Here is a 10,260-nt window from a genome sequence, read left to right on the forward strand (position 1 = left end):
AAAAAGCTCCCAAATCAATGGCAGCCTTGAATCATCATCAATCCCAAAGCGGAAGCCCGTTTATGAGTATACGGCCTAGTTAGGGTCCTTGCATTAAAGTGCTGAACAATAACTTTAGGCTTCTGTTTAAGCGGCGTTCTCAGGCCACGGCTTTGAGTTCGGACTGAACCGCCCCTGGTTTGCCGGAGACCGTTTGGTTTAAGTTATGCGGCCATGGCTGGTGCGTCCAGCATGGCGTAGTAGCGTTGTTCGGCCTCGGCTGGCGGAATGTTGCCGATTGGCTCCAGAAGCCGCCTGTTGTTGAACCAGTCGACCCATTCGAGTGTGGCGAACTCCACGGCTTCGAAGTTGCGCCATGGTCCTCGCCGATGGATGACCTCGGCCTTGTAAAGGCCGTTGATCGGCTCAGTGAGAGCGTTGTCATAGGAATCGCCAACGCTGCCGACAGATGGCTCGATACCTGCCTCCGCCAGCCGCTCGGAATACTTGATCGACACGTATTGCACGCCCCTGTCGGAGTGATGGATGAGCCCGCCGCGATGAATGGGCCGCCGGTCATGGAGTGCCTGATCCAGAGCGTCGAGGACAAAACCCGCATGAGCGGTCCGGCTTGCCCGCCAGCCGATGATGCGGCGGGCGAAGGCGTCGATGACGAAGGCCACGTAAACAAACCCCTGCCAGGTCTCGACATAGGTGAAATCGGAAAGCCAGAGCCTGTTTGGCGCAGGAGCCCTGAACTGCCGGTTCACCCGGTCGAGCGGGCATGGAGTAGCCTTATCCGACACGGTGGTCTTGACGGGTTTGCCGCGAATGATGCCTTGAAGCCCCATCGCTCTCATAAGCCGAGCGACGGTGCAGCGGGCGACATCGAAGCCTTCTCGCTGCAACTGTCGCCAGACTTTCCGCACGCCATAGACCTGGAAGTTCTCGTTGAACACCCGGCGTATCTCGACCTTCATGGCCATGTCGCTCCGGGCGCGGGCCGACAGGCGGTCCACGTCCGTGCGCTCGGCAACGACCTCATAATAAGTGGACGGGGCAATCGGCAGCAGCCTGCAGATCGGCTCGACCCCGAGCACCGAACGGTGTTCGTCGATGAAGGAAATCATCGCTTCTGTGGGCGGTCGAGCTCCGCCTGAGCAAAATACGCCGATGCCTTGCGCAAAATCTCGTTCGCCTGACGAAGCTCGCGGTTCTCCCGTTCGAGAGCCTTCATCTTCCCGGCCACATCGCTCGGCAGACCAGCCCTGTTTGTGATTACGCTCGGAACTTTGACCCCTTTCGGCGCGGAAGAATGACCCCGGTTGTTGCAGACTAACATGCTGAACGACTTTGTTTTTCTTTAGAACGCCTGGGGTCACCGTTCGACGCCTATAGTGGGGTCAAAGACCACGCCGAAACACATCAATTTCAGCTGAATTGCGGGTGAGCAAGGCGGAGAAACCGAGCGGGAGGCGCAAACCCGCTCAAGGCCGCTACGATTGTTTGGCGGCATTTTTTGCAAAGGTTCCCACCGCGGCCAGATATTGTATTGTTTATCGGCGCAAGCGCCTCAACGCATAGGACGGCTCATGAAAACCGCAATCAATCCGCCTTCTGTCCGCCGCCCCTTCGGCCACTACAATCACGGACTTTCCGTGCCCGCGGGCGCGCGATTGCTGGTGACATCGGGTCAGTTGGGACTGACCACGGAGGATGTCATTCCGGAAAGCGTCGAGGACCAGGCCGTCCTCTGTTTCGAGGCGATCGGAGCCATTCTCAGGGACGGCGGCATGAGCTTTGAGGATGTGATCCGCATCTCAGCCTTCGTGACGCGGCGTGAGGATTTCGCACCTTATATGGCGGTGCGCGACCGCTATACCGGCCTCATCAAGCCGGTGTCGACGCTGATCATCGTTTCGGGCTTCACCCGGCCCGAATTCCTGGTCGAGGTCGAAGTCACCGCCGCGAAATTAGACTGAAGCGTCAGAACGCCTCCATCCGGGTCCGCACCTTATCGAGGAAGGCCGCGCGGGTCTGGTCGGTGGAACGGTTCATGTCGTAATGGGCGAGAAACGTCACCGTGCTCCACGGATTGATCTGGGCGCGCAGCACGCGCTTGACGATCTTCTTCGGCGGATTGCCAGCGACGAAGGCGCGAAATGGCGTTGCCCCATAGGTCAACACAGCGCCGAGCTTCTGGATATGACGAAGCCGCGACTGCACTTTGCCATCGACAAGTTCAAACGAGATGCCGGGCACCCAGACGCGGTCGAAATAGCCTTTCAGCATGGCCGGAAAGCCGAAATTCCACACCGGCGTCACGATGACGAGCGCCTCGGCCGCCAGCAGCCGGTCGCAATAGGAGGAGACCAGCTTCATGTTCTCCGGATAGTCGTGATAGACGATGCGATCATGCCGCGACATCACGGGATCAAAGCCTTCGGCATAGAGATTGCAGTCATCCACTGTGTGTCCGGCGCGCGCGAGCGCTTCGCGGGTGGTCTTGTGCAGCGCCGCCCCATAGCTTTCTTCCACTGGATGGGAATGCAGGAGAAGAACGCGCATCAGGACACTCCCATGGATTCAAGTCCGCGGAACAGAAAGTTCTTCCCGGCGGTGAAATCGAAATCAGGATTTTCCCAGGCGATCATCTTGCCGGGATTGAGCAGCCCCTTGGGATCGGTTTCGCGCTTGAAGGCAAGTTGGACCTGATCCGTCTGCTTCATGCCGCCCTCCTCCAGCGTATAGCGATGCGGATTGAAGATCGGGCAGCCATTGTCTTCGTGGATGCGGATGATCTCGTTGAGCCGCTCTTCGGTGGTGTAGCGCACCAGCGGCAGGCCGGCGCACTGGATCTCGCCGTTGAAGCGGATGAATTCGAGATGGCCGGGCACTTCATCGCCGAAAATCTCGATCATCTTGGCGACCTTGGCGACGTGATCGGGACCAGGATATTGCACCTGCAGATAGGTGAAGTTGGGATCGACCTTGAGCGCCCTGAGCGTCGTGTGGTTCCAGGCAAGCTCATAGGCATGCGGAATGCCCTTCATGCTCTCGACCGTGTCGGAGCGGAAGATGATCTCGGCTTTCTGGGTGCGCGCAAAGGCTTCGAATGGGCCCATGGCGAAAGGCGCCACCATCAGCACGGCCACCGACTGGCCCTCGCGGATCCAGGGCTTGTGGCGGGCAAAATAGAGATGCGGCACGGGCGCGGCGATCGGGGCGATCTCCTTGGTCAGCAGGCCGTTTTCATGCGCCAGCGCATCGGAGAAGCGCACAGCGTCCATGAAGTCGTCAAAGCCCACGAGCACGTCGACCCAGTCATAGGCTGGCGCAAGCGGCATTTCGACCTCGGTGATGATGCCATTGGTGCCATAGGCGTGCGAAACTTTGTGCAGGTCCATGCCGGTGAGATCGAGCACGCGCGGCTCGGCCTCCATCGTCACCACCCTGAGCCTGAGAATATTGCCGATGTCGCGCAGGCCGCCCCAGGTGATCGAGCCCACGCCGCCCGAGCCGCCGGCGACAAAGCCGCCGAGGGTGGCGGTTTGCGCCGTCGACGGATGAAAGCGCAGTTCCTGGCCGGAATGGGCGCGGGTCTGCTTGTCGAGCTGGGAGATGATCACGCCGGGCTCGGCAATGACGCGACCCGGATGGATTTCCTTGACCTTGTTCAAATTGGCGAGATTGAGCACGATGCCGCCCGACAGCGGCATCGCCTGGCCGTAATTGCCGGTTCCCGCGCCACGCGGCGTGATGGGCACACCATGCGCATAGGCGGCCTTCAGCGTGCGGATCACTTCTTCCTCGGAGACTGGCGAGACCACGAGATCGGCCGTGACATGATCGAGCTGCGCCTTGAGCACCGGTGAATACCAGTAGAAATCCCGGCTCTTCTGTTTCACCAGCGCCGGATTGTCCTCGATCGCAATGCCGTCGAGTTCTTTGATGAGAGCGGCGTAATCAGGCATGTCAAACTCCAAAGATAGCGTCGAGGTCGCGATAGTCGGGCAGGGTCGTATCGATGGGACGACCCTTGCGCAGGACGGTGCGATCGGATTGCGGGCGGGACAGAAATTCGCTCCAGCGCCGGGCGCTGAACAGCACGAGATCGGCCGGCTGTCCCTCGGCGATGACGCCGAGTTCGGGTCGTCCGAGAATGGACGCCGGTGTGGATGTGATGACTTTGGCGGCATGGTCGAGCGGATGATCGAGATGCAGGATGCGCACCGACTCGCGGAACACTTCCACCGGATCGAGATCGCCATAAGCGTAGAACGGATCGCGAGTGTTGTCGGAGGCGACAGCGACACGCACCCCGGCGGCGCGCAATTCGTGCAGCAACGTCACACCCCGCCAGCGTGGGGTGCGGCCAGAATGGCGATCCTGCAGATACATGTTGCACATCGGCAGCGACACGACGGCGAGATCGGCCTTGGCAACCAGATCCACCACCCGCTTGGCGGTGTCGTCATCCTGCTGCGCCAAAGAACAGCAATGGCCGACTGTGACAGCTCCCTCAAACCCATGCCGCAGCTTGGCTTTGGCGATCGCCATCAGCGTCATCGCGCTCGGATCGGCCGTCTCGTCCACATGCAGATCGATATCGAGACCGTATTCAGCGGCAGCGCGAAACAGGCGATCGAATTGCCGGTCGATCTCCGGGTTCATCAGCGGAAAGCCGCCGAGTAGGCCGCCGCTCGCCTGGACCACAGTGAGGAGATCAGTGAAATCCGCCTCTTCGGTCATGATGTCGAAGGGAAACAGCGCCACGGCCTGCAGCGCTATGCGGTCCTTCCATTGCTCGCGCATGGCCTCAAACACGCCGAAGGAAATGCGATGCTGCGGCGGCAGGCTGTCGAGATGGGTGCGGATCAGCTGCGTTCCATGCGCATAGGCGGTCTTCAGCGAAAACTCCATGCGGGTCGAGACATCGGCGGCGCTCCAATGGCTGGCGCTGTCGGCCTGCACCGTCTCCAGAGCCCCCATGAAGGTGCCATCCGGATTCGGCGCCCGCTCCCAGATATGGCCCTTGTCGAGATGGGTGTGCATGTCGGTAAAGCAGGGCCAGACCATGCCGCCGCGCAGATCGATGGACGCATCAAGCAGCGGCGCGGCGGCAGCGGGCGTGATCGACTCGACCAGGTCATCGGCGATCACCAGATCGGCCGTCGCCAGGCCTTGGATTGCAGGCGCCGAAAGTCCCGGCGCGAGATCGGCGGGAATAGTCGCATTGCGCAATTGATAGCGGCGAACCGTTGGAATGTTCAGCATCAGTTTTCCCTCTTCAGGCTGCTTTCATGCCAGCGGTGCAACACCAGCCAGGACAGGAAGGACGTCAGCGAAAACAGCGCCACGCCGAGAACGGAGAGCATCAGGAGAGCCGCGAACAAGCGTGGAATATTCAGCCGGAATTGCGCCTCCAGCAGACGAAACGCTAGGCCAGAACCCGCGCCTGCCGAGCCTGCGGCAAATTCCGCCACGACCGCTGCAATCAAGGCAAGCCCGCCGCCAATCCTGAGACCGGTCATGAAATAGGGTTGCGCCGCCGGGATCTTCAGATGGATCAGGGTCTGCAGCGGTGACGCGCCATAGAGTTCCATCAGATTGAGCAGATTGTGGTCCACGCTCTTCAGCCCCTGAACCATATTGGACAGGATCGGGAAGAAAGACACGAGAAATGCGCAGATCAACAGCGCCACTTGTGTTGTCGGCGCATAGATCAGGATCAGCGGCGAGATCGCCACGATCGGCGTCACCTGAAGAATGACGGCGATGGGGTAAAACGCCAGCTCGATCCAGCGCGACTGGACGAGAAAGATTGCAAAGCCTACGCCGCCGATCAGCGCCAGCGCCAGCGACACCAGCGTGATGCGGGCGGTCACCAGGAAGGCCGGCCAGAGAATGCCCCAGTCATTGATCAGCGCTGTGGCGACAGGGATCGGCCCCGGCAGGATATAGGGCGCCGCGCCGCTGATCCGCACCGACAGATCCCAGATGACGATCAGGATGGCGATGACGCAGGTGGGAACCAAAATTTTCAAGAGCAGGTCCCGGCGCTTCTCGGCGTTGAGATCAGCCATCAGTGGCCCTCCTGTCCATACATGGCGGCGGCCAGCGAGCGGGACACCCGGTCGCAGGCGTTGCGATAGGCGTCCGACAGCCTGAAATCCTCGTTCTTCTCGACATTGGCGTCGAGCGCGAAATCCTCGTGCACCCGGCCAGGCCGGGCGCGCATCACCACGATGCGGCTGGAGAGATAGGCGGACTCATAGACGGAATGGGTCACGAAGATCACGGAGATGCCGGTCTCCTTCCAGAGTTTCAGCACATCGTCATTGAGCTTTTGGCGCGTGATTTCATCGAGCGCGGCAAAGGGTTCGTCCATCAGAAGCAGCTTGGGACGCGTCACAAGCGCGCGGGCGATCGACACGCGCATTTTCATGCCGCCCGACAATTCACGCGGATAGGCTTTTTCGAAATCGGCGAGCCCCACTGTCGCCAGGGCTTCCATGATGCGCGGTCGGGCTTCTTTTGCCGATACGCCGGTCAGCTGCAGCGGCAGATGCACATTGCCGTAAACCGTACGCCACGGCATCAGCGTCGGCTCCTGGAAAACGAAGGAGATGTCGCCGTCTGGAAGACCCCGCGCATTGATCTGGGAGCTCGGCCAGTCGATCTCGCCCGAGCTTGGTCCGCCTAGGCCCGCAATGATGCGCAACGCCGTGGACTTGCCGCACCCCGAAGGACCGAGCAGGCTCACGAATTCCCCAGGCCGCACGGTCAGAGACATGTCGGTCAGCGCCAGCGTGCCGCTGGAAAAGGTCTTGGAGACCGACTTCATCGTCACAAGCGCCCGCTTCCTGGGTGCGCTTTGCTCGGGTTCGGGGTCATGCGTCATGAAAATGAACTTTGGCGTACGGACAAGAGGGATTGCCGCCGCCGCGGTCGCGGCGACGGCGCAAAGCATTACTTTTTGAGGTTCATGCCGACGCTTTTGCAAACGAACTGGGTGGTGAAGGCCTTCTTGTAATCGGTTTCGGCCTTGAACACCTTGATCTTGACCATGGCGTCGAAGAAAGCCTTCTGGCGCTCGTCGGTCATGCAACCAATGCCCTTGGTCAGCGCCTCGCCCGATTCCAGAATGCCATATTCCTTCATCTTGGCGATCGAATAGGCGATCTGGCCATCGGTGATCTCAGGATTGTCCTTCTTGATCAGATCGTTGGCGGCTTTGTTGTCGCCGTAGAGATAGTTGTACCAACCCTCGATCGACGCATCCACGAAGCGCTGCACCAGGTCGGGGTTCTTCTCGACAAGCTCGGTGCGGGCGGCAATCGTGGTGGAGTAAGGCGCATAGCCGGCGTCGGCCAGCAGGAAAACCTTAGGCTTCCAGCCCGCCTGACGCTCCACTTCATAAGGCTCCGAGGTCAGATAGCCCTGCTGTGCGGAATCAGGATCGGCGATGAACGGGCCGGGATTGAAGTTGTACGGCTTGTACTGCTCGTCCTTGAAACCCGCGAAATTGGCCTTCATCCAGCTGAAATAGGTGAGATAGCCGTCCTTGCCCATGAAGATGGTCTTGAGCTTGGCGAGGTCTTCGAACTTTTCGATCCCCTTGTCGGGATGCGCCATCAGGATCTGCGGATCCTTTTGGAACAAGGCCGCGACATTGGTGACCGGGATGCCCTGTTCAACGGCGGAAAGTTCCTCCATGGCGCTGCCCATGTAGAAATCAATCTTGCCGGCGATCAGAAGCGCGCTGTTGGCGGCGTTCGGACCGCCCTGGACAATGGTGACATCCAGCCCGTGCTTCTTGTAGGTGCCATCCGCCACGGCCTGGTAGAAGCCGCCATGTTCGGCCTGCGCCAGCCAGTTGGTGCCATAGGTCACCTTGTCTTCGGCATGAGCGGCGCCTGCAAGCATCAGACCAAGCCCCAGAGCTGCCGACAGAAGCTGTGTTTTCATGAGATTGCGCATTTTGCGTCGTTCCCCTTTTTGCGCGAACGCCGCCATCGACGTCCCCTAACGTCAGTTGACCGCTTGCATTGCGCGTTGAAAAGCATCAAATTTCGTCCGCATTGATGCTTTTTTGGCAGAGCAGGAGAGATTGTCGCCCAAATGGGCGGCATGACTGAATTTTAAGCAGGATTGACCGGATGTTGCTGCATTCCCGCAAGCTACTTTATATCGACGAGATCGCCCGCTGCGGTTCGATCCGCAAAGCGGCTGATCGGCTGAATGTCGCCTCCTCGGCGATCAACCGGCAGATTCTTGCGCTGGAGGAAGAGCTTGGCGCACAGATTTTCGAGCGGCTGCCGCGCGGGCTGAGACTGACGGCGGCCGGCGAACTCTGCATCGAGCATATTCGCGATGTGCTGAAGAATTACGAGAAGCTCGAAGGCCGCATTCGCGGCTTGAAGATGCCCCAGGCCGGCAAGGTGTCAATCGTCACCACCGTTGGTCTGGCGGCTGGCCCCCTGCCCGAATTGATGGCGCGCTTCATCACCGAACACCCGCGCGTGCGCGTGTCCCTGCGCAACGACGGTGGCTCGACTACGATAAACCCGGTGATTGCGGGCGAGGTAGATCTCGGTCTCGGCTTCAACATTCCGGCCACTCCGGGCATTCGCACGCTTGCCAATTTCGACATTCCCATCGGTGTGGTGCTGCCGCCGGGGCACAGACTGGCGGAAAATGAGCGTGTAAGCCTGATCGATGTGGTGCAGGAACGGCTGGTGCTGGCGCTGCCGGGAACGTCGCTGCGCGACATGATCAATCTCATTCTCGCGCCCCTGCCTTTGCCGATCGAGCCTGCGCTCGAAACCAATTCGTCTGAAATGCTGAAGGAAATCGTGCGTCACGGCAAGGCGCTGACGCTCCTCAACCCACTCGATGTGCTCGCAGAATGCCGGCGCGGCGAGCTCATCTACCGGCCGCTCGCCGATCCCTATGTCCGCCACCAGCCGATGAAACTGTTCGCCCGGGCCCGCGCCTCGCTCGACGCCGCAGCCAGCCTGTTCGTAGAGTTCCTGCTTGGGGAACTGGTGGAAATGGTGCGCGAAGTGCAGGGACGGCCGTCGCAGACGGAAAACGCTCAGGGCTGATAGAGATTGGCGAGCGGATAGCGCGTGAGATCCTCGATCAGATCGATGAAGGCGCGAGCGACATGACGGCAATAGAGCGCGCCTTTTTCCGCCGTCCCCTTGGAGGCGTCGCCGACAACGCCGTTGGGATTGAGGTCATGAGCGATCCAGGCGAGCGCATGCGGCGGCAGCGGCTGCAGATAGCGGGTGTTTTCCTTCATCCACTCAGCCTTCGAGACAAAGTTTTCCGCCTTGTCCATCTTCACCAGATCGGGCCGGAAATGCAGCATCATCGAGGTTTCGACTTCCCCGCCATGAATGCCGAACGCCATCTCATGAGCGTCGAACAGCCCGTCGGGCGCGCCGAAGCGGCTCCATTGCGTCGCTACGACCGCCATATTGAACCGCACCCGCATTTCCCGCGATACGATGCTCATCACATCCAGATTGCCGCCATGCGAGTTCACGATGATCATCTTGCGAATGCCCGCCTCCGACACTTTCTCGCCGATCGCCGTCCAGGCCGGGATCAACAGTTCCGCCGGCAGCGACAAGGTGCCGGGACCGTGAATGTGTTCATTGGCCTTGCCGATTTCCTGCGTCGGCAAAACCAGTATGTCGAGATGATCAGGAAGCAATGCGCGCACTTCGCCCAGCATGCCGTTGGCAATGGCGACATCGGTGCAAATAGGGAGATGTGGTCCGTGCTGTTCGGTAGACGCCAGTGGCAGGATCGCGATCGTGTTCTCGGGATCAAGTCCGTGAAATTCCGGACTTGTCAGCTCGTTCCAATAAAATCTCTTTGTCATCGACGATCGCTTCCCGCAGTGTTCCCCCCGGGTGGCTTAGGTCAAAATCCGACATGCTCAAAGCATCAATTTACGACAAGTATGATGCCTTTTTGTGAGCTCTCCACATATCCGGGGCCTTGTTGCACGGATTGTGCAGATGTTTGATATTTGGCGGGACATCATGTTCAGGATTTTCGGGATGCCTCACAAGTTCAACGCCGCTCGCCGACCCAAGATTGCTCGTCAAATGCATAGGGTGACGAACTGGGCTTCCTATAACGAGTGGACTTGCTTCGGAAAAGTGGAGAGGCATTTTCATATCAAGCGGCCAGTCTCTCAAACTGTGCGGGGCTTAGGTAGTCAAGCGCCGAGTGCCGCCGGACGGGATTGTAGAAGCCATC

Annotated in this window: 9 protein-coding genes, 1 pseudogene and 1 other annotated feature; of the genes and pseudogenes, 2 read left to right on the plus strand and 8 right to left on the minus strand. The window is 59.8% G+C overall.

The genetic code is table 11. The annotated features are described in order from the left end of the window. Positions 1-203: 203 nt before the first annotated feature. Positions 204-1,249 (minus strand): annotated as a pseudogene (locus tag E8Q41_RS16480) (IS3 family transposase); the annotation flags it as partial. Then, positions 1,035-1,151: a sequence feature (AL1L pseudoknot), on the minus strand. It overlaps the preceding pseudogene by 117 nt. Positions 1,250-1,571: 322 nt before the next feature. Between E8Q41_RS16480 and E8Q41_RS16485 the strand changes: the two are divergent. Next, positions 1,572-1,961: a Rid family hydrolase gene (locus E8Q41_RS16485; protein WP_137156655.1), complete on the plus strand. Its 390-nt coding sequence runs from the start codon at positions 1,572-1,574 to the stop codon at positions 1,959-1,961. 4 nt (positions 1,962-1,965) lie between these two features. Here the strand turns inward: E8Q41_RS16485 and E8Q41_RS16490 are convergent, their stop codons facing one another. The 6 genes from E8Q41_RS16490 to E8Q41_RS16515 form a co-directional block, all read right to left on the minus strand. Next, positions 1,966-2,547, minus strand: a complete 582-nt coding sequence (locus tag E8Q41_RS16490; RefSeq protein ID WP_137156656.1) for an NAD(P)H-dependent oxidoreductase — start codon at positions 2,545-2,547, stop codon at positions 1,966-1,968. Next, complete coding sequence (locus tag E8Q41_RS16495; RefSeq protein WP_137156657.1) at positions 2,547-3,953, minus strand: FAD-binding oxidoreductase; 1,407 nt, start codon at positions 3,951-3,953, stop codon at positions 2,547-2,549. Before E8Q41_RS16495 ends, E8Q41_RS16490 begins: the two co-directional genes overlap by 1 nt. A 1-nt stretch (position 3,954) precedes the next feature. After that, a complete protein-coding gene (locus tag E8Q41_RS16500) occupies positions 3,955-5,256 on the minus strand; it encodes a cytosine deaminase (RefSeq protein ID WP_137156658.1) in 1,302 nt (433 codons plus the stop codon). Further along, positions 5,256-6,065, minus strand: coding sequence for an ABC transporter permease (locus E8Q41_RS16505; RefSeq protein WP_137156659.1), 810 nt, complete (start codon positions 6,063-6,065; stop codon positions 5,256-5,258). The genes E8Q41_RS16500 and E8Q41_RS16505 overlap by 1 nt, the downstream gene beginning before the upstream one ends. Then, a complete protein-coding gene (locus E8Q41_RS16510) occupies positions 6,065-6,883 on the minus strand; it encodes an ABC transporter ATP-binding protein (RefSeq protein WP_137156660.1) in 819 nt (272 codons plus the stop codon). Before E8Q41_RS16510 ends, E8Q41_RS16505 begins: the two co-directional genes overlap by 1 nt. A gap of 68 nt (positions 6,884-6,951) precedes the next feature. Beyond that, positions 6,952-7,962, minus strand: a complete 1,011-nt coding sequence (locus tag E8Q41_RS16515) for an ABC transporter substrate-binding protein (protein WP_137156661.1) — start codon at positions 7,960-7,962, stop codon at positions 6,952-6,954. A 182-nt stretch (positions 7,963-8,144) separates the two neighbouring features. On the opposite strand from E8Q41_RS16515, the gene E8Q41_RS16520 reads away from it, so the two are divergent. Then, positions 8,145-9,089: a LysR family transcriptional regulator gene (locus tag E8Q41_RS16520; protein ID WP_137156663.1), complete on the plus strand. Its 945-nt coding sequence runs from the start codon at positions 8,145-8,147 to the stop codon at positions 9,087-9,089. Here the strand turns inward: E8Q41_RS16520 and E8Q41_RS16525 are convergent. Then, positions 9,080-9,877, minus strand: a complete 798-nt coding sequence (locus E8Q41_RS16525) for a creatininase family protein (protein ID WP_137156662.1) — start codon at positions 9,875-9,877, stop codon at positions 9,080-9,082. The two genes, E8Q41_RS16520 and E8Q41_RS16525, sit on opposite strands and share 10 nt — an antisense overlap. Positions 9,878-10,260: the final 383 nt, after the last annotated feature.

Origin of the sequence: Rhizobium sp. FKL33 (assembly GCF_005222915.1) — a bacterium.
GTDB lineage: Bacteria > Pseudomonadota > Alphaproteobacteria > Rhizobiales > Rhizobiaceae > Rhizobium_E.

Excerpts from the sequence above, each read along its gene's own strand:
- E8Q41_RS16485 (WP_137156655.1), top strand. The coding sequence starts at position 1,572 with ATGAAAACCGCAATCAATCCGCCTTCTGTCCGCCGCCCCTTCGGCCAC.
- E8Q41_RS16490 (WP_137156656.1), bottom strand. The coding sequence starts at position 2,547 with ATGCGCGTTCTTCTCCTGCATTCCCATCCAGTGGAAGAAAGCTATGGG.
- E8Q41_RS16495 (WP_137156657.1), bottom strand. The coding sequence starts at position 3,953 with ATGCCTGATTACGCCGCTCTCATCAAAGAACTCGACGGCATTGCGATC.
- E8Q41_RS16500 (WP_137156658.1), bottom strand. The coding sequence starts at position 5,256 with ATGCTGAACATTCCAACGGTTCGCCGCTATCAATTGCGCAATGCGACT.
- E8Q41_RS16505 (WP_137156659.1), bottom strand. The coding sequence starts at position 6,065 with ATGGCTGATCTCAACGCCGAGAAGCGCCGGGACCTGCTCTTGAAAATT.
- E8Q41_RS16510 (WP_137156660.1), bottom strand. The coding sequence starts at position 6,883 with ATGACGCATGACCCCGAACCCGAGCAAAGCGCACCCAGGAAGCGGGCG.
- E8Q41_RS16515 (WP_137156661.1), bottom strand. The coding sequence starts at position 7,962 with ATGCGCAATCTCATGAAAACACAGCTTCTGTCGGCAGCTCTGGGGCTT.
- E8Q41_RS16525 (WP_137156662.1), bottom strand. The coding sequence starts at position 9,877 with ATGACAAAGAGATTTTATTGGAACGAGCTGACAAGTCCGGAATTTCAC.